Raw genomic sequence first — 22,269 nt, forward strand, 5'->3', positions numbered from 1 at the left:
CGGTCAGACGATCTGGGTGACCGCGCCGTCCAGCGCCATCAGGCCGATCTCGACTTCCATGTGTGGGTGTTTCGCGAGGATCGCCGAGCGCAGCAGATAGAGCTGTTTGACGTGGCTCTTGAGTTCCGTGTCGGCGTCCTTCACCGCGGCCTCGCCGAGAATCATCTTGTAGGCGCCGCAGTCGCGATGATCGAGCACCATCACGCGGTGTACCTCGTGCAGCTCGATCGCAAGATCGAGATGCTGCCAGAACACCTCGCTCCAGGCGGGGAACCGGTCGTTCAGCGCGCCGAGGGACGCCCCGGCGAGGACCACGTGATCGTATTTGTCCTTCAGGCCCCGGGCGTTCATGTAGGTCTCGATGTCGTCGACCAGACGGAAGTCCATGCAGGTCAGCAGGAGCATCTCCGTATGGCCGCCGGCGCGGGCGACGCCGGGCTGCAGGGTCGACAGAAGACTGACGCCCGCGCCCAGCGTGATGGCCTGCATGGCCCGGCGGCGAGTCATGCGCGGAAGATTGATGTGGCTGCAGCAGGTCATGGGGCCCCGATCCTGAACGATCCTGGAATCACGCTGGCGTGCGTCGGTTAGCAATCGGTTTCGCGGTGGTGGCGCGAACCGATCCGGATGAATAGGTTCGGAAGCATGCGCCAGACCTTCGATGAATCGACCGAGCCGGGCTTCGGCCCCCGTCACGTGCCGCTGATCCGTGCGGCGATGCAGGCCCAGGGCCTGGACGGCTTCCTCATTCCGCATGAGGACGAGCATCAGAACGAATACCTGCCCGCGGCCAACGACCGCCTCGCCTGGGCCACCGGCTTCACCGGCTCGGCCGGCGCCGCCGTGATCCTGAAGGACCGGGCGGCGGTGTTCGTCGATGGTCGCTACACCCTGCAGGTCCGCGAGCAGGTCGACGGGTCCGTGTTCGAGATCCGCGACCTCGTCGACGGCGGCGTGCCCGCCTATCTCGAGACCGCCGGCCAGGGCGCGGTGCTCGGGTATGATCCGCGCCTCCACAGCCCGGACGCGCTCGGCCACCTGCGCGCCGCCGCTGAAAAGGCCGGCGCGTCGTTGAAACCGGTCGACCCCAACCCCCTCGACACGGCCTGGGGCCTGTCGCGCCCGGCCCAGCCGACGGCGCCGGTCGTGCCCCAGCCGCTCGAGTTTGCCGGCGAGGATTCGACCGCCAAGCGCGCCCGTATCGGCGAGGCCCTGGCCCGCGACGGCGCCGACGCCTCGGTGATCACCGCCCCGGCCTCGATCGCCTGGCTGTTCAACATCCGCGGCGGCGACGTGATCCGCTCGCCGCTGCCTATCGGCCAGGCTGTGGTCAACGCCGACGGTTCCGCCCGACTGTTCCTCGACCCCGCCAAGGTGACGGCCGATCTCCCGGCCTGGCTGGGCAACCAGGTCTCGCTGGAGACTCCCGACGCCCTCGCCGACGCCCTGTCGGACCTGAAGAGCAAGACGGTGCTGGTCGACCCGGCCCAATCCTCGGCCTGGTATTTCGACACCCTGTCAGCCGAAGGCGCGACCGTGCTGCGGGCGATGGATCCCTGCACCCTGCCGCGCGCCTGCAAGAATGCGGTGGAAATCGCCGGTACGCGCAAGGCCCACATCCGCGACGGCGCCGCCCTGACCAATTTCCTCCACTGGATCGCCACCGAAGGGCAAATCAATCCGCCGGACGAAAAGGAAGCCGTGGCCAAACTCGAGGCTTTCCGCGAGGCCACCGGCGCGCTGAAGGACCTGTCGTTCGACACCATCGGCGCGGCCAACGGCCACGGCGCGCTGCCCCACTATCGCCCGACCGAACGCAGCAATGAGCGCTGCGCCCAGGGGTCCCTGTTGCTCGTCGACAGCGGCGGCCAGTATCTGGACGGCACCACTGACGTGACCCGGACCATGGCCATCGGCACGCCATCGGACGAGATGAAGCATCGTTTCACGCTGGTGCTGAAGGGCCACCTGCATCTGGCCCGCGTGCGGTTTCCCGTCGGCACGACGGGCTCGGCGCTTGATGTGCTCGCCCGTGCGCCGCTCTGGAACGCCGGGCTCGACTACGACCACGGCACCGGCCACGGCGTCGGCGTCTATCTGGGCGTCCATGAGGGTCCGCAGCGCATCGCCAAGGCCCCCAGCACCATCGCCTTGCGCCCCGGCATGATCCTCAGCAACGAACCCGGCTACTACAAGCCCGGGGAATACGGCATCCGCATCGAGAACCTGCAGTACGTCACCGAGGCGACGGACGTGCCGGGCGGCGAGCGGCCGATGCTGGCGTTCGGGAACCTCACCTGGGCGCCGATCGACCGGGCCTGCATCGACGTCGACCTGCTGACGGACGAGGAACGGGCCCAGATGGACGGCTACCACGCCCAGGTTCTGGAGCTGATCGGACCGCTGGTCAGCGCCGAGGTTCGCGCCTGGCTCGAAACCGCGTGCGCGCCGCTCTGAACAGGTTCACCCTCCTTCCCTGACCAACTCGGGGGAGGACGTCATGTTCGTCGGACACTACGCCGCCGCGCTTGCCGGCAAGGCCATCGCACCCAAGGCGCCGCTCTGGACCTATGTCGGGGCGGCGCAGCTCATCGACATCGGCTGGAGCAGCCTGGTCATGGCCGGGGTGGAGACGGTCCGCTTCGACCCGGACCTGCCCGGCAGCCCGCTCATTCTCGACCATATGCCCTGGACGCACAGTCTGCCGGCGGCCGTCGCCTGGTCGATCGCCGGTCTGCTGCTGGCGCGGTTCCTCGTCAGGGTTCCCTGGAGCGCGGCCGTGATGGTCGGACTGGTGGTGTTTTCGCACTGGGCGACCGACTGGCTGGTGCACCGGCCGGACCTCGAGATCTGGCCGGGCGGGCAAAAGGTCGGGCTGGCGTTGTGGAACTTCCCCGGCGCGGAGAAGACGCTGGAGATGGGTCTGATCGCGCTCGGCGGCTGCGCCTGGCTATGGAAGCGCGGCAAATACGGCCGAACAGCCTGGCCCGCCATGCTGTTCCTTGGCTTCCTTGTGGCCCTGCAGATGATCGGCGAGTTTTCCGCCCCGACCGGCGACGCCTTCGCCTTCGGCCGGCTGACGCTGGTGATCTATCTGGTCGTCACAGCGGCGGCCTGGCTTGCGGACCGGGGCGAGTACAGGGACGAAGCCTGATCTGACCAGGATTACGAAGGTTTCACTCGACCTTTCACGTCGCCGCTAAAATAGTAGTAGTCATGACAACTACTATTGCCGAAGACAGCCTGCGCGACCTCGGATTCAGCGATATCGAGGCGCGGGTCTATTGCGAGCTGGTCCGCGCCGGGCCCGCCACCGGCTACCGGCTGGCCCGCGCGATCAGCAAGGCCCCGACCAACACCTATCAGGCGCTGGAGTCGCTGCTGTCGAAGGGCGCGGTGATCGTTGATGACGGCGACGCGCGAACCTGGCGCTCAGCGCCTCCGGGCGAGCTGCTCGCCGGGCTGAAGGCCGCTTTCGACCGGCGCGGCGCGGCGGCCCTGGCCGCCCTGTCGAGCATCGACGCCGCGACGCCGGACGACCGCCTCTATGCTCTCAAGAGCCGCCAGCAGGTGCTGGCCAAGGCGCGGGCGATGATCGCCGGCGCGACGTCCGTCATCCTGTTCGACCTGTTTCCGGAGCCCTTCGAAGCCCTGAAGCCGGACCTGGAAAAGGCCGCCGCGGCCGGAATCGTCGTAGCGGGCTTGGTCTACGGTCCGACCGTAACGACCGTTCGGGTGTCGATCACCGGCTTGTCTGCCGAAGCCGCCGAACGCTGGCCCGGGCAGCAAGTGACCCTGGCGGCCGACGCGCGCGAGCATCTGGTCGCCCTTCTGGCGCATGAGGGCGACGAGGTCCTCCGCGGCCTGTGGAGCGACAGCGCCTATCTGGCCTGCCTGCAGCACAGCGCCCTGTCTTCCGAGATCCGCCTCTCCGCCCTGCCGCCCGGCGACGATCCATTCGCCGACGTCGCCCTGCTGACCCTGCGCCCGCCCGGCCTCACCCACCTTCTCGGAGCCCGCCCATGACCCGCACCTCCGCCCTGCTGGCCTGCGTCGCCGGCCTCGCCGTCTTCGCCGGACCGGCCGCCGCGGCCGATCCTGCCGCTGTCCTGGTCGACCGCTATGTCGCCTGGCGCGGCGGCCCCGCCTTTGAACGGGCGACCGGTATTCACGCGATCGGGACCGCCACCGACGGACGCTTCGGCGGACCCGTCGAGCGCTGGATCACGGCCGGCCATGGCCGCGACCGCTTCGCCTTCGGCGCCCTGACCTCCGACTCCGCCTATGGCCCGGGCGAAGCCTGGACGGTGACCCTCAGCGGCCAGATCGAAGCGCCCTCGCCGGCCGAGGTCGACGCCGCACGACGCCGCGATCTGCTGACCTTCGACGATGCCCTCCGCGGCGCCGGCGGCGCGACGATCACCCTGGCCCCACCGGAGATCTTCGATGGCGCGCCCGTCTCGGTGCTGCACGTCACCTTCGGCGGCCCGGACGCCTACGACCTGCTGATCGACCCGACGACCGGGGCCTTGAGGGCTGAACGGCGGCTCGAGGACGGCCGCAAGACGCTGGTTCGCTACGATGATTGGCGCATCGTCGAGGGCGTGCGCATGCCCTTCGCCGAGCGGCTGAAGGAAGAGGGCGACCCGATCGAGCGCCGGCTGGCCTTCACGGCGATGGACATCGACCCCGCCGTCGCGCGGGCGGTGGGGGCCCGGCCGCCGCCGCGACAGGTGGTGCAGTTCGCGCCAGGCGTTCAGGCGACCGCGCCGCTGCCGTTCGAGTTCTTCCTCGGATCGCGCATCTACATTCCCGCCACCGTCGCCGGCCAGGCGACGCACGTGCTGCTCGACAGCGGCGCGGAGACCACCGTCCTCGACAGCCGCTTCGCTGAAGCCGCCGGGATAAAGGTGTCAGGCGTGGTCACCGCCGTCGGCACCGGCGGTCGCCAGGAAGCGCAACTGGCCTCCGGCGTAACCATCCGCATCGGCGAAGTCGAACTGCGCGACCTGACCGTCGCCCTGGTCGACCTGTCGAGCATCGAACAGGCGGTCGGCCGACCGGTCCCGGTGATTCTCGGGAAGGAGGTGCTGAACGCCCTGACCGTCGACCTCGACTTCCAGGGCAAGGCCATCGCCTTCGCCGACCCGGCCCGCTTCACGCCCCCGGCCGGCGCGGTCGAGGTGCCGGTGAGCTCAGCCAACGGCATCCGGTCCGTGCCGGTGTCGATCGAGGGCCACCGGCCCGTGCAGGTCGACTTCGATCTCGGCAATGGCGCGGCCTTCCTCGCCTACTCGGCCTGGTGGAAGCCGGCCGGAGCCCTGTCAGACGGCCGGCCGGTGTCGAAGACGCTCTCGGGTGGCATCGGCGGCCTGAAGACGCGCAGCATCGCCAGCTTGCGGGCGGTGACCTTCGCCGGGGTGACCTTTCACGACGTGCCGACCATCTTCTTCGACGATGACGGCCAGAGCGCCGAGAGCAACCGCACGCTCGGAAACATCGGCATGCCGATCCTCAGCCGCTTCCGGCTGACGACCGACTATTCCCGCAACCGGCTGTTTCTGACGCCCCTGCCCGACGCCGCAACCCGCCCCTTCTCGAAGGATCGCTCAGGCGTGCTCGCCCGTCCGGCCCGCGAGGGCAAGGCGGAGATCCTGATGATCGCGCCGGGTTCCCCGGCCGAGGCCGCGGGTCTGAAGGCCGGCCAGATCCTCACGGCGATCAACGGCCTTGCCCTCACGGGGGACAACGCCTCGGCGATCCAGGCCCTGCGCGCCCTGCCCGCCGGATCGAGCGTCAGCTTCACCCTGTCGACCGGCGAGACGCGGACCATCGTGCTGAAGGACTATTTCTAGACCGTCAGCCCGCGCCGATCAGCGCCAGCCATTCGTCCTCGGTCAGCACCTTCACGCCATGCTTCTCGGCGTCCTTCAGCTTTGACCCGGCGCCCGGTCCGGCGACGACCAGATCGGTCTTCTTCGACACCGAGCCCGCGGTCTTGGCGCCCAGCGCCTCGGCCTGGGCCTTGGCCTCGTCACGGGTCATCCGCTCCAGCGCGCCGGTGAAGACCACGGTCTTGCCGGCCACGGCGGTGTCGGTCTTGGCCCTGGGCAGCGGCTGGATGGCGTCCAGCTCGGAGACCAGCGCTTCGACCAGTGCGCGATTGTGCGCTTCGCGGAAAAAGGTGGCGATGGACTGGGCGGCGACCGGGCCAACCCCCTCGATACCTGACAGGTGCAGGAAGTCCGGTCCCGGCGCGCCGGACGCGGCTTCCGCGACAAAGGCGACCAGGTCGGTCCAGCGGTCGAAACGTTCGCCCAGCGCGCGGCGGGCGGGGCTGGCCAGCCCGGCGAAGGCATGGTCGACCTTTGTCGCCATCGGCGCATCGGGCCAGGGATCATCGCCAAGCCCCGGCGCCAGTGACAACAGCTGGTCCCGCGCCTTTGGGCCCATGCCGTGCATCTCGGTCAGTTCAACATAGGCCGGGCTGGGCGCCTGCTGCGACGCGGCCATCACGGCGCGTTCGAGATCCCCAATGCTGTCGAATGCCCGCGCCAGATGCGTGGCGGTGGTCTCGCCGATGTCCCGGATTCCCAGGCCGAACAGAAAGCGGTCCAGGCTGATGGTCCTGCGCGCGTCGACGTTGCGAATGAGATTGGCGACCGAGGTCTCGCCGTAGCCGTCCCGCTCGCGCAGGGCGGCCAGCTTCGCCTCGTCCCGGGCCAGGCTGAAGATATCAGCGGGGGCGTTGATCCAGCCTTCCTCGATGAAGGCCTGAAGCTGCTTCTCGCCCAGCCCCTCGATGTCGAAGGCCCGGCGCGAGACGAAGTGCATCAGGTGGCGGATCTTCTGGAACGGACAGGCGAACTCGCCGGTGCAGCGACGGGCGACCGTCACCGCGCCGCCGGCGGTGGTTTCCTGCACCACGGGCGTCTTCAGCGGGCAGATACAGGTCGTCGGGAAGGCGTAGGGCGCCCCCCGATCCGGTCGATCCGCGTCGACCGGCCCCAGCACCTGCGGGATCACGTCGCCCGCGCGCTGCAGGGTGACCGTGTCGCCGATGCGGATGTCCTTGCGGGCGATCTCGTCGGCGTTGTGCAGGGTGGCGTTGCGCACGACCACGCCGCCGACCGTCACCGGATGCAGCCGGGCGACCGGCGTCAGGCTGCCCGTCCGGCCAACCTGGATGTCGATGCCCTCCAGAACCGTTGTCGCCTGCTGGGCCGGAAACTTGTGCGCGATAGCCCAGCGTGGCGAGCGAGAGACGAAACCCAGCCGCTGCTGCCAGTCCAGCCGATCGACCTTGTAGACGACGCCGTCGATGTCATAGGCCAGCGTCGGCCGCGCCGCGCCGATGGCCCGATAGACGCCCAGCAGGCCCTCGGCGTTCTCCACCCGGCGCGAGCGGTCGTTGGTGGTGAAGCCCCAGTCGGCCAGATGTTCCAGCGCCTCGCTCTGGGTCTCCGCGAACCGCTCGCTGATCTCGCCCCAGGCGTAGGCGAAGAACCGCAGCGGGCGCTGGGCGGTGATGGTCGGGTCGATCTGGCGGAGCGACCCGGCGGCGAAGTTGCGCGGGTTGGCGTAGGTGCGCTGGCCGGCGGCCTCGGCGGCGGTGTTGAAGGCCTCGAACTCGGCCAGCGGCGCATAGACCTCGCCGCGGATCTCGATCACGTCGGGCCAGCCGGCGCTGGACAGGCGCTCAGGGATGTCCCTCAGGGTGCGAAGGTTGGCGGTGATGTCCTCGCCCGTGCGGCCGTCGCCGCGCGTCGCGCCACGGATCAGCACGCCCTTCTCGTAGCGGATCGACGCCGACAACCCGTCGATCTTCGGTTCGGCCGTAAAGGCCACGGGCTCGCCCGCCGGCAGGTCGAGGAACCGCCGTACCCGGGCGACGAAGGCCTCGACCTCGTCATCAGCGAAAGCGTTGTCGAGGCTGAGCATCGGCACGCCGTGCTCAACGGGCGCGAATTGCTCGGAGCGGGCCGAGCCGACCTTCAGGGAGGGGCTGTTTTCGCGCACGAGATGCGGGAACCGCGCCTCGATGGCCTCGTTGCGCCGCTTGAGCGCGTCGTACTCGGCGTCGCTGATCGTCGGGGCGTCTTCCTGGTGATAGCGCAGGTCGTGCGAGGCCAGCTCGTCGGCGAGGCGCTCGAGCTCGAGGACGGCTTCGGCTTCGGTCAGGTCGGGGACGGGAGTTTCGGTCATCAGCCTGAGGTGGTTCGATTCGCTGCGTGGTTCGAGACGCTCGCTTGAGGCTCGCTCCTCAACATGACGGACCTTAGTGCAGCCCAGCCCTCGCCGTCATCCTGAGGAGCGATCCCTCCGGATCGCGTCTCGAAGGATGCCCTAGGCCCCGATCAACGCCCGGGCCGCGGCGCGGGCGGCATCCGTCACCTCGGCGCCTGACAGCATGCGGGCAATCTCTTCCTCGCGGGCGTTGGGCGACAGGGACTCGACCGCCGTTCGGATGGCTGTGTCGTCACCGCTCTTGCTGATGCGCCAGTGGGCGTGGGCGCGGGCGGCGACCTGCGGGCTGTGAGTCACCACCAGCACCTGGGCGTCGGCCGCCAGCCGGCGGAGGCGCAGGCCGACAGCATCGGCAACAGCCCCGCCGACACCCTGGTCGACCTCGTCGAAGATCATCAGCGGCTGGGCGCCCTCGACACGACCGGCCAGCGCGGCCTTCAGCGCCAGGGCGAAGCGGGCCAGTTCGCCGCCGGAAGCGATGGCTTCCAGAGGTCCGAACGGCGCGCCGGGGTTGGTGCATATCTCGAAGGCCACCCGGTCCATGCCCGACGGCCCGGCGCGGTCTTCGGCCAGCGGTTCGACGGCCGCGCGGAAGCGGGCCTTCTCCAGCTTGAGCGGGGCCAGTTCGCCTTCCACGGCGCGGGCCAGCCGCTCGCCGGTGGCGCGGCGCTCGGCCGACAGGGTCGCTGCGGCGGCGGTGTAGGCGGCGCGGGCGGCGGCTTCAGCGGCCTCGGCCAGTTTCAGGGCTTCGCCGGAGGTCTCCACGGCGCGAAGTCTGGCCGCGAAGTCGGCGCGCACGGCCGGCAGGGACTCGACCGGAACCGACAGCTTGCGGGCCATGGCGCGCAGGGCGAACAGTCGCTCCTCGGCCTCCTCCAGCCGCTTGGGATCGAGGTCGAAGGCCTGGGCGGCGTGATCGATGGCGGCCTCGGCCTCGCGGACCTCGCTGACCGCGCGGTCGACGGCCTCTGCGGCGGCGGTCAGGCGCTGAACGGCCGGCCCGTCGGCGGACGCCCCGGCCTGGATGGCGCGCTCACGGGCCCGTTCCAGCGCCCGGAAGGCCTGCGACAGGCGGTTGGCGGTGCCTTCCCCGCCCAGGGCGTCACAGGCGGCGTCGACGTCGCCCAAGGCCTTCTCCGCGGCGCCCAGCAGGGCGCGCTCCTCGGCCAGAGCCGTTTCCTCACCCTCACGCGGATCGAGCCGGTCCAGCTCGCCCAGGCGCAGGGTCAGTTCCTCGATCTCGGCTTCGGCGTTGGCGGCCTGCTCCCGGAGCGCGCCCGCCCGCTCACGCGCCGCGCGCCAGCCGCTCCAGGCCGAGGCGACCGCGCCGAGGGACACGCCGCCAAAGGCGTCCAGCAGCGCGCGATGGGTGCGAGGATCGAGCAGGCCGACGGTCTCGTGCTGACCGTGCACCTCGAGCAACAGGGCGCCCAGCTCCTTCAGCGCGGCGACGCCGGTGGCCTGGTCGTTGACGAACGCGCGGCTGCGGCCATCGGCCGACAGCTGGCGGCGCAGGACCAGGTCCTCATCGCGCTCATAGTTCAGGCCCTTCTCGTCGAGGAGGGCCCAGACGGCGTGATCGGCCGGCGGGGAAAAGATCGCGGTGGCGCTGGCCTGCTGCGCGCCGCGACGGACGAGGCCGGCGTCGGCGCGGGCGCCGGTGGCCAGACCCAGGGCATCGAGAATGATCGACTTGCCGGCGCCGGTCTCGCCCGTGAGCGCGGTCAGGCCGGGACCGATGGCGAGATCAAGCGCCTCGATCAGCACGACGTCGCGAATGGCCAGCCCGATCAGCATGACCGCAGTCTAGCCTGATTTTGCGAAAGTCAGTGCCCCAAGAGGCGACCGAATATGCCCTTTTTCTTCGGGGCGTGCGTCGGGACCGGGGCTCCCGGCTGGGCCGACGCCGGCAGAGGCTGGAACGTCGGGGTCGGCGCCCGCTCGCCGGGAGGCGGCAGGGCCGTCCCGCGGTTCAGCAGACGATCAAGATAGCTGCGCTTGGCGCCGGGCGTCTTGGGTTCCACGGCCGGCTGAAGACCGCGGTCGGTCAGCAGCTTGTAGGCATCGGAATACCAGCCATCGCCGGGATAGTTGGCGCCAAGGACGGCGCCGTTGTTGGTCGCTTCCTGGATCAGGCCGACCGTCAGATAGCACTCGACCAGGCGGTAGAGGGCTTCCGGGGTGTGGGTCGTGGTCTGGTAACGGTCGATGACGGCGCGGAACCGGCCGATCGCGGCGATGGTCTGACCCTGGCGCAGATAGTAACGGCCGATGGCCATTTCCTTACCCGCCAGCTGGTCCTTGACCATGTCGATCTTCAGGCGGGCGTCGGAGGCGTATTCGCTGTTGGGATAGCGCTGGATGACCTCCTGCAGCGCGGCGAGCGCCTGCTCGGTCGCGGCCTGGTCCCGGCCCACATCGACGATCTGTTCAAAATAGCAGATGGCCTTGAGATAGTAGGCGTAAACCACCGACGGATTGCCCGGGTAGAGCTGGACGAACCGTTCGGTGTCACTGATCGCGTCCGCATACTGGTTGCCCTGGTAGTGGGCGAAGGCGGTCATCAGAATCGCGCGGCGCGACCATTCCGAATACGGGTGCTGGCGTTCCACTTCCTGGAAGTAGGACACCGCCTCGCCCCAGCGGTGCTGGTCGAGCTTGTAGGCGCCGGTCGAGTAGAGCAGCTCCACCGGCCGCTCCTCGTAAGCCAGGCGCGGCTTCGGCTTCTCGCGGGCGCAGCCGGATGCGACCAGTGAAACGGTGATGGCGAGGATAAGAAGGGCCGCCCGGCCAGTCGATCTAGGAAGCACTTACCCTCACCTCGAACCAGTTCGCGCGCCCCCGGGCGCAGCTCACGGCTTCTACACCACACAAAGGCGGGCGCAAATGCGGCGGACGTCGGTTAACCGACCTGGGCGAGCGCGGGCGCGAGCGTCCGCATGCGCCAGGCCTGCGGATTGGCCATCAACGCGCGCACCAGCTGGTTGTTCAGACCATGGCCGGCGTACAGGCCTTCGAAGCGGGCCATCAGCGGCGCGCCGAGAACATAGAGGTCGCCAACCGCGTCCAGGGCCTTGTGGCGAACGAATTCGTCCGGGCGGCGGAGGCCTTCCGGATTGAGCACACGGTCGCCGTCCAGGACCACCGCGTTCTCCATCGAGGCGCCGCGGGCCAGACCGGCCGCGCGCAGGGCTTCGACGTCCTTCAGGAACCCGAAGGTGCGGCAATCGGCCAGTTCCTCGCGGAACGACTGCTCGGTGATTTCCAGATCGACGCGCTGGCGGCCGATCGGCGCCGAGTCGAACTGGATTTCGAAGGCCATCTCAAAGGTGTCGCAGGGCAGCAGGGCCGCGGTCTTGTCGCCATCGACAACCTCGATCGGCTCCAGCACCTCGATGAAGTGGCGCGCGGCTTCCTGGCGGCGCCGACCGGCCCGGTCCAGCACCTGCACGAACACTTCGGCCGACCCGTCAAGGATAGGCACTTCCGGACCGTCCAGCTCGACCACGGCGTTGTCGATCGCCAGGGCGGACATGGCGGCCATCAGATGTTCAATGGTCGAAACGCTGGCGCCGGCCGCGTTGTTGATCACGGTGCCCAGACGGGTCTGGCCGACAGCTTCGGCGGAAACCCGGATCGCGTTGTCGCGATCCTTGATGTCGGTGCGGACAAAGGTGATGCCCGCGTTGGCGGCGGCCGGACGAACCACGACGCGCACGTGGGCGCCGGTGTGAACACCCACGCCCGCGAAGATCACGGGGCCGGCCACGGTGTGCTGATAAAACGCCGACACGGACACAGGAGACCCTTTGACTAAATGCCGAGGGCCGAATTCGACCGCTCAACGCCCCACGTGCCATTTAAGGACTATGCTGCACCGCGACAAAGCAAACCCTGTTTCGAATTGTTACCCTCGCAAGACCTTGAAATATAAACCAAAAATGACAAATCCCGGCCGGACCGCAACGGTCCGACCGGGATCATTCATGCTGCGGGTTGAACCGGTGTTCCGGCTTTTCCCGTGAGAGGCTAGTTCGCCAGGCGCCGGAGGAAGCTCGGGATCTCCAGATCCTCGCCGTCTTCCGCCTGCGGCTCCTCCATGATCTGCGGCGCGGCAGCGGTCTGGGCGCGACCGACGGCGCGCGACGCGGGCGGACCCTCATAGCGTTGCTGCTGCTGCGGACGTCCGCCGAACAGGCTCAGGAAGCCCTTTCGCTGCTGACGGCTGTCCTCGAAATGCGGATCCACATAGAGCTGCGCGTCGGCGTCATCCTCGACCAGGGGGTCGACGATCACAGTGCGGTGCTGCTCGACGCGCATCGTGTGCTGGGCCGGCGGCGTGATGACCGGCGGGGGCGCGGGCGGGGCGTCGAAGGTCAGCTCGGGCTCCGGCTCATAAACCGGCGCGGGTTCGATATGTTGCGGCTCCATGCGCGTCGCCTGCCAGGCCGGCTCGGCGGCGCGCACAGGCTGCTCATAGGTCGGCTGCGGAGCCGGCTGCTGGGCGATCGGCTGAACCGGCTCGACGATCAGCGGCTTGGCCGTCGCGTTCACACGCTGCGGACGGGCCGGTTCGATGGCGGCGATCGAGGCGCCGTCCATGCCGGTGGCGACCACCGACACGCGGATCGAGCCTTCCAGAGCGGGATCGAAGGCCGCGCCGAAGATGACGTTGGCTTCGGGATCGACCTGGTCGGTGATGGCGTTGGCCGCTTCATCGACTTCCAGCAGGGTCATGTCGAGGCCGCCGGTCACGTTGACCAGCACGGCCTTGGCGCCCTTGAGCGAGACCTCGTCAAGCAGCGGGTTCTGGATGGCGTTCTGGGCGGCCATCAGGGCGCGGTCTTCGCCGGTCGCCTCGCCGGTGCCCATCATCGCCTTGCCCATCTCGGTCATGACCGTGCGGACGTCGGCGAAGTCGAGGTTGATCAGGCCCGGAAGCACCATGAGGTCGGTGATCGAGCGAACGCCCGAGTGCAGGACCTGGTCGGCCATGCCGAAGGCTTCGGCGAAGGTCGTGCGCTCGTTTGCGACGCGGAACAGGTTCTGGTTCGGAATGACAATCAGGGTGTCGACGTAGCGTTGCAGCTCGGCGATGCCCGCGTCGGCCAGCCGCATGCGGTGACGGCCTTCGAAATGGAACGGCTTGGTGACAACGCCGACCGTCAGGATGCCGCGCTCACGCGCGCACTTGGCGATGATCGGCGCGGCGCCGGTGCCGGTGCCGCCGCCCATGCCGGCGGTGATGAACACCATGTGGGCGCCATCAAGGTGCTCGCCAATCTCGGGCGAGGACTCTTCGGCGGCGCTCATGCCGACTTCGGGGTGGGCGCCGGCGCCCAGGCCCTGGGTGGTCGTGACCCCCAGCTGGATCCGGCGATCGGTCTTTGCGAATTGAAGCTGCTGGGCGTCGGTGTTGGCGACGACGAACTCGACACCCTCCAGCCCGGCTTCAATCATGTTGTTGACCGCGTTGCCGCCAGCCCCGCCGATGCCGAAAACGACGATCCTGGGCTTAAGCTCGGTTGTCTGAGGTGCGTACAGCTTCATAGTCGGGACCCCGCGTCCTGTTGTTCTTTCGAACGTGCCGACGATCCACCCGCCGGGAATGCCTTACGGCGGGGTTAACATCGGACCCACATCGTTAATCGGCAGTTAACCGCATAGCGTGAGTCGCGAGGGGATCGAGACGTCTGCGGAGCAAATTTGTTGATTCGTAAGGGGTTGCGCGAATCAACGCGCACTACTTGCTACAAATTATCACGGAGCCAGGCCGCGACCTTTGCCACGGGCCCGGCGCCGGGATCGAGCGGTTCGCGACGCACCCGGGCCCCGGCGAGAGCCTTTGCGGACACGGCTTCGCGCGGCCCGAAGGCCGCCCGGTGCAGGATGCCGGCGGCGGCGCAGAAGGCGGGGCCCGTCACGGCGTCAGCCAGGTGCGGCACGCGCCGCGGACGCCCCAGCCGCACCGGCCGGTCGAAAACGCGGACGGCGACTTCGCGCACGCCGGCCAGCTGGCTGGCGCCGCCGGTCAGAACAATGCCGGCGCCCGGCTCAATGGCCGCGCCGGAGGCCTTCAGCCGTTCACGGAGCAGTTCGAGGGTTTCCTCGACTCGCGGCGCGATGATGCCCTTGAGCAGCGAACGGGGTGCGATCACCGGGCTGGCGCCGGGATCGTCGCCGCGCGGCGGGGCCTCGATCATCTCGCGGTCTTCGTTGGCCGAGGCGATGGCCGAGCCATGCAATGTCTTCAGCCGTTCGGCGCCGGCGCGGGATGTCGAGAAGCCGCGCGCGATATCCTGGGTGACATGCTCGCCGCCGACGGCGAGGCACTCGACATGAACCAGACTGCCGCCGCTGAACACGGCGGCGGAGGTGACCCCGGCGCCCATGTCGATGCAGATGGCGCCGAGGTCCATCTCGTCTTCCTCGAGGGCCGCCAGGGCCGAGACGAACGGCGCGGCCACCACACCCTCGAACTGCAGGTGCGCGCGCTCCACGCAGTGTCCCAGGGTCTGGAAGATGGTCTCGGCGATCGACACGACCACCAGATCGACGCCCAGCGACTTGCCGAACATGGCGCGCGGGTCGCGCACGCCCTTCTGGGCGTCGACCGACCAGGCGATCGGCAGGATATGCAGCGGCCGACGGCCCGGCAGCCGGATCTGGTCCAGCGCCGCGGCCAGGGCGCGCGAGCAGTCATTGTCGGAGATGGGCCGGGCGCCGATCGAGACGCGCGCCGATACGCGGTCGCTGCGCATCTGGCCGCCGGCGGTGGCGATCGTCACACCCTGGACGCTGACGCCGGCGACAGACTCGGCGCGCTCCACCGCCAGGGCGATGGCTTCGGCCGCCTCGTCCATGCTGGAAATCGTCGCGCCCTTGACGCCGCGCGACTGGACGTAGCCGACGCCGGCAGTCGTCAGAGTGCGGTCCGAGCGACGAACGCCGTCAGGCTTCATGACGAAACAGGCGACCTTGGAGGCGCCGAGGTCGACCGCCGCGATCACCGGCTGACGGGCGAGCGCCGCCTTCAGGCTGTCGCCAGCCTGTTTGCGATCGTCCTGCCGCGTCAAAGTCTTCGCCACCCTAAGCCCCCAAAATCCCTAAGCGCCGTCTGACACGAGCGGTTCGCCCGGCAGCGGCGCGCCACGCGGACGCACGGCGACGACGCCGGGTTCACGCAGATCGATCCGTTCAAATCCAAGTTCGAGAATCCGCTGACGCTGATCGAGCTGGTCCAGCTGGATCAGCGCGGATTCTTCCTCGACGGCGGGAAGCTGGACCAACCCCCCATCCTTCAGTCTCAGGTCCCATCGACGGCCGTCGACCCGCACGATCGCTTCCAGCCGCTCGACCAGACGCGGTCGGGAGTTCACGGCCTGCAGGATCTGGGCGGCGCCCACGTTGGCGCCCTCCCCCACGATCAGCGGGAGTTGCGGGAACCGACCGGCGTCGGCTTCCGGAATGGGAGCACCGGCCGCGTCGATGACCATCGTGCGCCCGTGGTTCTGCCAGACCGCCAGGGTCTGGCGCTCACGCACCGCGACGACCAGCGTGTCCGGCAGCAGGCGCACGACCTGGGCATTCTCGACCCAGCCGACGCTCTCGACGGATTTGCGGACCGCCTCGAGATCAACATCGAGGATCGGCTGACCCAGCTGCAGACCGGTCGACGCCAGGATGGCGCCTTCGGCCATCGGCGACGCGCCCTGCACGTGCACGCGGGCAAGCTTGAAGCCGAGACCCGCGGTCTGGCCGGCGACGGCATGCTGCGTGTTCCGGGCCAGCGCCTGGGCGCGATGCCCCGTGGCGAGGGTGACGATCAGGCCGACGCCGAAAACCGCCCCGGCGGCCATGATGGCGAACCTGGGCGGCAGGCCGACGCCATGGGCAGCCCGCAGCTTGGCCGCGGTCTGGGGCCCCCTGGCGGAGGCGCGGGGTTTTCCCTGGCTGACGGGCGCTTTGGCCCTGGGCCTGGCGTTACTCTGCCGAGCCCCCCGCAATGTCGCGGGCATACGCGTCCTCCACGATCCAGAGCACCAGTTGATCGAACGACATTCCGAGATGCGCCGCCTGCTCAGGAACCAGAGAGGTCGGCGTCATTCCGGGCTGCGTGTTGACCTCCAACAGGACCAGAAGACGCTTAACGGGGTCATAACGAAGATCACTTCTGGTCACCCCCCGGCAACCAAGAGCGGCGTGGGCGAGCTCGGCGAGCCGAAGGGCCCGGTCGAAATCCTCCTGCGGCATGCGGGCGGGCACCACGTGCTGGGAGCCGCCTTCAGCGTATTTTGCGTCGTAATCGTAGAATCCGGTGGTCGGAACGATCTCGGTGACCGTCAGCGCCTTGCCGTCCCTGACCGCGACAGCCAGCTCGAGCCCGGCGATGTAGGGCTCGATCATAACTTCGTCACCGTAGGTCCAGGACGGGGCGACCAGTTCCTGCGGCGGGCGGTTGGCGCCGTCGAACACCAGGAACACTCCGACCGAGGAGCCCTCCGCGTTCGGCTTCACGACGTAGGGCGGCTCCATCACGTGACGTTCGGCCGCGGCGAAACGGTTGAACAATCCGCCGCCCGGCACCGTCACGCCGGCCGCCGCCAGCACCGCCTTGGACTTGGCCTTGTCCATGGCCAGCGCCGAGGCCAGCACACCGCAGTGGGTGTAGGGGATGCCGATGGTCTCCAGCACGCCCTGGACGCAGCCGTCTTCACCCCATTCTCCGTGCAGGGCGTTGAAGCAGACATCCGGCTTAAGCGCCGTCAACACCTGGGCGAGGTCGCGCCCCGCGTCCACCCGGGTGACCTTCGCGCCGAGATTTTCCAGCGCCGTGGCGCAGGCCGCGCCGGAGACGAGACTGACCTCGCGCTCGGAGGACAGGCCGCCGAGCAGTACGGCGACGTGGCGGCCGGCCAGGGGAAGGGACATGCGGGGCTCCAGTAAGTTCGGCGGTGCTTTAGCCGCGATAGCAGCCGGGTGTTAAGCCGCCGCTGCCATCGCGTGGATTTTCGGCGGAGAGCCCCGGTCGTCTGATCAGGGAGCCTTGGGCGCTTCGGCCGCGGCCTTGGGACGATAGTCCGCTTCGCTCTGCGCCAGCATGTAGAGCAGCGACGCCCAGGCGGCGACGTTCTGGTTCAGCTGGGCCGGGTCGACCTTGTCGATGGTGTCGTCGCCCGAATGGTGCAGGTCGAAGTAGCGAAGCGCGCTCTGACGCAGGCTGAACACCGGCACGCCGGCCTCCTGGAGGCCCTCGGTGTCGGAGCCGCCGAACGGCGCCGGGTCGCGCGAGACGAAGACCTTCAGCGGGGCCAGCACGGTCGGCAGTTCGGCCAGCGCCGGGTCCTTCATCGCGTCCTTGGGCAACATCAGGCTGAAGATGGCGTCCGCGCCGAGATCGCTCTCGCTGGCCATGACGATATTGGGGACCTCGTCCTTGTGCGCGGCCAGGTAGGCCTCGCTGGAGCCGCCCGTCTCTTCCGAGCCCCACATGACCACGCGGATCGTACGGCGCGGGTGTTGCGGCAAGGCGCCGATCAGTCTGGCCGCCGCCGTGGTGATTGCGATGCCCGAGGCGTCGTCGATGGCGCCCGTGCCGGGATCCCAGCTGTCGAGATGGCCGCCAATGACAATCACCTCGTCCGGCTTGCCGCTGCCCGGAATCTCACCCGAGATGTTCCAGGCCACGCCGTTCGGATCGAGGCTGGACGCCAGGCTCAGCTTGATGCGGACGGGACCGCGCGCCGCCAGCCGCTCGATCAGCTCGGCGTCAGGAACACCCAGGGCGGCGGCCGGGATCTTTGGCGCATCCTCGGCATAGGTCAGCACGCCGGTATGCGGCAGACGGGAGTCGGAGGTCGAGACGGAGCGCATCAGGAAAGCCACCGCGCCGCGCTTCGCGGCCTCGGATGCGCCCGAGCGGCGGACGATGCCGGCGGCGCCGTAGCCCTGGCCGTCCTGGGTGCGGGTCATCGGGGCGGTGACCACGGCGATCTTGCCGGTCAGAGACCCGACCGGCGCGGCGATCAGGGCGGCGTAGCTTCTGAACACCACGACCTCGGCCTCGATGCCCTTCTTCGGGGTCGGCACAGTGCGGCCAAGCCCGATAATCGACAGCTGGAACGGATAGGGACCGACGATCGAGGCCGATTCCGCGCCGCGCGCCCAGCTTGGCTTGGCGAACTCCTCGACCTTCACATTGACGAAGCCGAGATCGGTGAACGTCTTCACCGCCCAGTCCTTGGCCCGCGCCATGCCCGGCGAGCCGACGAGGCGCGGCCCGACCGTCGAGGTCAGATCTTCCAGCACCGTCCAGGCGGTCGTGTCGGTCAGGGCCCTGTCGCGCAGGGCGGCGGCAGTGTCGGCCGGTTCAGCGGCGAAGGCAGGCGTCGCGATCAACGACAGGGCGGCAAACAGGGCGGCGCGACGCATGGCTTACTCCTTGGTCGGCAAGGGTCTGCCGATCCTTTTGATTTCCCAGTCCAGCTGGATGCCGGTCGAGGTCTTGACGGCGGCCCGCACGACTTCGCCGAGACCTTCCAGGTCGGCGGCCGTGGCTTCGCCGGTGTTGATCATGAAGTTGGAATGCAGCGGCGAGAACATGGCCCCCCCAAACAGCTTCCCGCGCCAGCCGGCCTCGTCGACCAGTTTCCAGGACGAATGCCCCGGCGGATTCTTGAAGGTCGAGCCCCCGGTCTTGTCGCGGATCGGCTGGGTGGTCTCGCGGCGGGCCGTGATCTCGGTCATGCGCGCCTTGATCGCGGCCGGGTCGTCGGGCGTTCCCTGATATGTCGCGCCGAGCACGATGACATCCCCGTCCTGGATGGCGCTGTGGCGGTAGGTGTAGCCGAGCTCGGCCAGCGGCATGTCGCGCGCCACGCCCGTACGGTCCATGACACGGGCGGACTCGAGGACGTTGACCGTCTCGGCGCCGTAACAGCCGGCGTTCATGATCACCGCGCCACCGACCGTGCCGGGAATGCCAGCGTAGAACTCCAGCCCGGCGATGCCCGCCTCGGCGGCCTTGCGGGCGAGGATGGCGTCAGGCACGGCCGAGCCGGCGCGGATGCGGTTGTCGCCCAGCGCCTCGACGGTGTTGAAGCCCCGGCCCAGCCGGATGACCACACCGTCGACACCCCCGTCCCGCACCAGCAGGTTGGAGCCGACCCCGATGGCCATAACCGGCACGGCCGGGTCCAGCGCCTTGAGGAACCCGGCGAGATCGGCCTCGTCTTCCGGCAGGAAGACAATGTCCGCCGGCCCGCCGACCCGGAACCACGTGAACGGCGCCAGCGGCTCATCGCGCAAGAGCTTGCCGCGGACGGGCGGGAGATTGTCGCGCCAGGTCATGGCCGCGTTCCTGCGTGGTTCGAGACGCTCGCTTGAGGCTCGCTCCTCACCATGACGAAGTTTGGGGCAACCCAATCCCTATTCGTCCTCCTGAGGAGCCCGAAGGGCGTCTCGAAGGACGCAACCCCGTCGATGCAGCCCCTCACGCCAGCGCCTCGAGCTGCCCCGGCAGGGCGTAGGACCAGCTGGTGATGTCGCCGGCGCCGAGCAGGACGACAATATCGCCCGCCTGCGCCTCGGCCTTCACCAGACCGGCGAGGGCGCCCGGCCCATCCAGCGGGATGGCCCGGCGATGGCCGTAGCGGCGCAGGCCTTCGACCAGGGCGTCACGGTCGACACCCTCGATCGGCGTCTCGCCCGCCGTATAGACGTCGGCCACGATCACCACGTCGGCGTCGTTGAAACAGGCGCTGAACTCCGCCAGCAGGTCGCGCAGGCGGGTGAACCGGTGCGGCTGGACCACGGCGATGACCTTGCCTTCGCCGGTTACCGCGCGGGCGGCGGTCAGGACCGCGCTGATCTCCACCGGGTGGTGAGCGTAGTCGTCGATGACCCGCACGCCATTGACAACGCCGGTGGTGGTGAAGCGGCGCTTCACCCCGCCGAAGGCCTTGAGACCAGCACGGATGGCTTCGGCGTCCACGCCCAGTTCCCGCGCCACGGCGATGGCCGCGCAGGCGTTCATCACGTTATGCAACCCGGCCATCGGCAGGGTCAGGTCCTCGTAGCGGATGAATTCGCCCTCGCGAGGGCTGATCTGCACGTCGAATTTCGCGCCGTCGGGACCCATGGTGATATGGGTGGCGCGGACCTCGGCCTGGGGATTGGTCCCGTAGGTCACCAGCCGCCGGTTCTCGACCCGGGCGCTGAGGGCCTGGACCTCGGGATGATCCACACAGATCGCCGCGAAGCCGTAGAAGGGGATGTTCTCGATGAAGTCCTGGAACCCCTTCTTGACCGCGTCGAAGTCGCCCCAGTGGTCGAGGTGCTCGGCGTCGATATTGGTCACCACCGCCACGGTGGACTTCAGCTTCAGGAAGGTGCCGTCGCTCTCGTCGGCCTCGACGACGATCCAGTCGCCCTCCCCGACCTTCGCGTTGGTGCCGTAGGCATTGATGATCCCGCCGTTGACCACGGTCGGGTCCAGACCCCCGGCGTCCAGCAGGGCCGCGATCATCGAGGTGGTGGTGGTCTTGCCGTGCGTGCCGCCGACCGCGACCGAGAACTGCAGCCGCATCAGCTCGGCCAGCATCTCGGCGCGGCGCACCAGCGGCAGGCGGCGCTCGCGGGCCGCGACCATCTCGGCGTTGTCGGGCTTGACCGCCGTGGAATAGACGATTGCCGAGGCGCCTTCGACGTGGCTGCCCTCATGGCCGATGAAGATGCGCGCGCCGAGCTTCTCCAGCCGCTCGGTGTTGGCGGACGCCTTAACGTCCGAACCCTGAACGGTGTAGCCGATGCGGATCATGATTTCGGCGATGCCGCTCATGCCGATGCCGCCGATGCCGATGAAGTGCACGGGGCCGATTTCGAAGGGGACGGGTCGTCGACGCTGGATCATGGCCAGCGGCTTACCCCAAGGCTGTCCGCTCGACCAGATCGGCGAGTTTTTCCGCCGCGTCGGGACGGGCGACCGATCGGGCTCCGGCAGCCATGCGGGTCAGCATGGCGGGATCCTTGAGCATGGCGTTGAGCGCGCCGGCCAGGCTGTCGACCGTCAGCTCGTCCTCCAGCGCCACGGCCGCCGCCCCGGCGTCGGCCAGCAGTTTGGCGTTGAGACGCTGGTGGTCGTCAGCGGCGATCTTCAGCGGCACGAGCAGGGCGGGCTTGCCGGCCACGGCCAGCTCGCAGACCGTCGAGGCGCCGGCACGGCCAATCACCAGGTGCGCCGCCCCGAGCCGGCCCGCCATGTCACGGAAGAACGGAGCGACCTCGGCCTTGACCATGGCGTTGGCGTAGGTCCGGCGGGCGCTGTCCATCGACTCCTTGCGGGTCTGCTGCTGGACCTCCAACCGGCCGCGGATGTCCTCCGGCAGGCGCAGGATGGCCTCAGGCGTCAGTTCCGACAAAAGGCGAGCTCCCTGGCTGCCGCCCGTGATCAGAAGGCGCAGGGGTCCGCCTGCCTCAGGCGTCTGGTAGGGTTGTCCATATAGCGCGCGGATTTCGGGGCGGACGGGATTGCCCACCACAAGCGCGCCGGCCTTCACCTTCGCTGACGCCATCTCCAGCGTCGGGAAGGCGCAGGCCACGGCCGTGACCTTGGGCGCCAGGAACCGGTTCACGCGGCCGAGCACCGCGTTCTGTTCATGGATTACCGTCGGCCGGCCCTGCGTCAGGGCAGCCAGCAATGACGGCAGGGACGGGTAGCCGCCGAATCCAACGACGACCGCCGGGTCCATGCGCTTGAAGATCGAGCGCGCCTGCAGCGTGCCGCGCAGCACGGCCACGCCGGCCTTGGCCATGCCCATCGGGTCGCCCGCCTTCGCGGTGGCGGCGGCCAGGCTGATGCGCACATCGGCCGGAAACTTGTCGGCATAGAGGGCGCCGCGGTCGTCGGTGGCGAGCAGGATCCGCCAGCCGCGCCGGATCAGTTCCTCGGCGAGGGCCTGGGCGGGAAACATGTGGCCGCCGGTGCCCCCGGCGGCGACGACTGCGACGCGTTGTGCCATGCGC

At 69.0% G+C, this 22,269-nt stretch carries 17 protein-coding genes; 4 read left to right on the forward strand and 13 right to left on the reverse strand.

The features are described 5' to 3' along the window. Positions 1-3: 3 nt before the first annotated feature. Complete coding sequence (locus ACODSL_RS11100; protein ID WP_488900735.1) at positions 4-540, reverse strand: carbonic anhydrase; 537 nt, start codon at positions 538-540, stop codon at positions 4-6. A gap of 105 nt (positions 541-645) precedes the next feature. Here ACODSL_RS11100 and ACODSL_RS11105 point away from each other — a divergent pair, with 105 nt between their 5' ends. The 4 genes from ACODSL_RS11105 (at position 646) to ACODSL_RS11120 (ending at position 5,855) form a co-directional block, all read left to right on the forward strand. Next, positions 646-2,457 (forward strand): aminopeptidase P family protein, encoded by a 1,812-nt coding sequence (locus ACODSL_RS11105; protein ID WP_488900736.1) that lies wholly within the window; start codon positions 646-648, stop codon positions 2,455-2,457. A gap of 43 nt (positions 2,458-2,500) precedes the next feature. Next, entirely contained in the window at positions 2,501-3,154 is a 654-nt protein-coding gene (locus tag ACODSL_RS11110; protein WP_488900737.1) for a hypothetical protein, read from the forward strand. Positions 3,155-3,216: 62 nt separating this feature from the next. Further along, entirely contained in the window at positions 3,217-4,026 is an 810-nt protein-coding gene (locus ACODSL_RS11115) for a TrmB family transcriptional regulator (RefSeq protein WP_488900738.1), read from the forward strand. Continuing rightward, complete coding sequence (locus tag ACODSL_RS11120; protein WP_488900739.1) at positions 4,023-5,855, forward strand: retropepsin-like aspartic protease; 1,833 nt, start codon at positions 4,023-4,025, stop codon at positions 5,853-5,855. The genes ACODSL_RS11115 and ACODSL_RS11120 overlap by 4 nt, the downstream gene beginning before the upstream one ends. Before the next feature lie 4 nt (positions 5,856-5,859). Here ACODSL_RS11120 and ligA read toward each other — a convergent pair whose 3' ends face one another. From ligA to murG, 12 genes are all read right to left on the reverse strand, one after another. Next, a complete protein-coding gene (ligA, locus tag ACODSL_RS11125) occupies positions 5,860-8,205 on the reverse strand; it encodes an NAD-dependent DNA ligase LigA (protein WP_488900740.1) in 2,346 nt (781 codons plus the stop codon). 141 nt (positions 8,206-8,346) lie between these two features. Continuing rightward, on the reverse strand, positions 8,347-10,044 hold the full coding sequence (gene recN / locus ACODSL_RS11130; protein WP_488900741.1) for a DNA repair protein RecN: 1,698 nt from the start codon (positions 10,042-10,044) through the stop codon (positions 8,347-8,349). A 29-nt stretch (positions 10,045-10,073) separates the two neighbouring features. Next, positions 10,074-11,057, reverse strand: a complete 984-nt coding sequence (locus tag ACODSL_RS11135) for an outer membrane protein assembly factor BamD (protein ID WP_488900742.1) — start codon at positions 11,055-11,057, stop codon at positions 10,074-10,076. A gap of 92 nt (positions 11,058-11,149) precedes the next feature. Beyond that, a complete protein-coding gene (gene lpxC / locus ACODSL_RS11140) occupies positions 11,150-12,040 on the reverse strand; it encodes a UDP-3-O-acyl-N-acetylglucosamine deacetylase (protein WP_488900743.1) in 891 nt (296 codons plus the stop codon). 236 nt (positions 12,041-12,276) lie between these two features. Continuing rightward, positions 12,277-13,797: a cell division protein FtsZ gene (ftsZ, locus tag ACODSL_RS11145; protein WP_488900744.1), complete on the reverse strand. Its 1,521-nt coding sequence runs from the start codon at positions 13,795-13,797 to the stop codon at positions 12,277-12,279. A gap of 200 nt (positions 13,798-13,997) precedes the next feature. Continuing rightward, a complete protein-coding gene (gene ftsA / locus ACODSL_RS11150) occupies positions 13,998-15,323 on the reverse strand; it encodes a cell division protein FtsA (RefSeq protein ID WP_488900831.1) in 1,326 nt (441 codons plus the stop codon). 30 nt (positions 15,324-15,353) lie between these two features. Then, on the reverse strand, positions 15,354-16,265 hold the full coding sequence (locus tag ACODSL_RS11155; RefSeq protein ID WP_488900745.1) for a cell division protein FtsQ/DivIB: 912 nt from the start codon (positions 16,263-16,265) through the stop codon (positions 15,354-15,356). Then, entirely contained in the window at positions 16,231-17,178 is a 948-nt protein-coding gene (locus ACODSL_RS11160) for a D-alanine--D-alanine ligase (RefSeq protein ID WP_488900746.1), read from the reverse strand. The genes ACODSL_RS11155 and ACODSL_RS11160 overlap by 35 nt, the downstream gene beginning before the upstream one ends. Positions 17,179-17,283: 105 nt before the next feature. After that, entirely contained in the window at positions 17,284-18,678 is a 1,395-nt protein-coding gene (locus ACODSL_RS11165) for a M20/M25/M40 family metallo-hydrolase (protein ID WP_488900747.1), read from the reverse strand. A gap of 3 nt (positions 18,679-18,681) precedes the next feature. Next, positions 18,682-19,596: a UDP-N-acetylmuramate dehydrogenase gene (gene murB, locus ACODSL_RS11170; RefSeq protein ID WP_488900748.1), complete on the reverse strand. Its 915-nt coding sequence runs from the start codon at positions 19,594-19,596 to the stop codon at positions 18,682-18,684. 142 nt (positions 19,597-19,738) lie between these two features. Then, positions 19,739-21,157, reverse strand: coding sequence for a UDP-N-acetylmuramate--L-alanine ligase (murC, locus tag ACODSL_RS11175; RefSeq protein ID WP_488900749.1), 1,419 nt, complete (start codon positions 21,155-21,157; stop codon positions 19,739-19,741). Positions 21,158-21,167: 10 nt separating this feature from the next. Further along, on the reverse strand, positions 21,168-22,265 hold the full coding sequence (gene murG / locus ACODSL_RS11180) for an undecaprenyldiphospho-muramoylpentapeptide beta-N-acetylglucosaminyltransferase (RefSeq protein ID WP_488900750.1): 1,098 nt from the start codon (positions 22,263-22,265) through the stop codon (positions 21,168-21,170). Positions 22,266-22,269: the final 4 nt, after the last annotated feature.

It is taken from the genome of Caulobacter sp. FG121 (assembly GCF_057809815.1).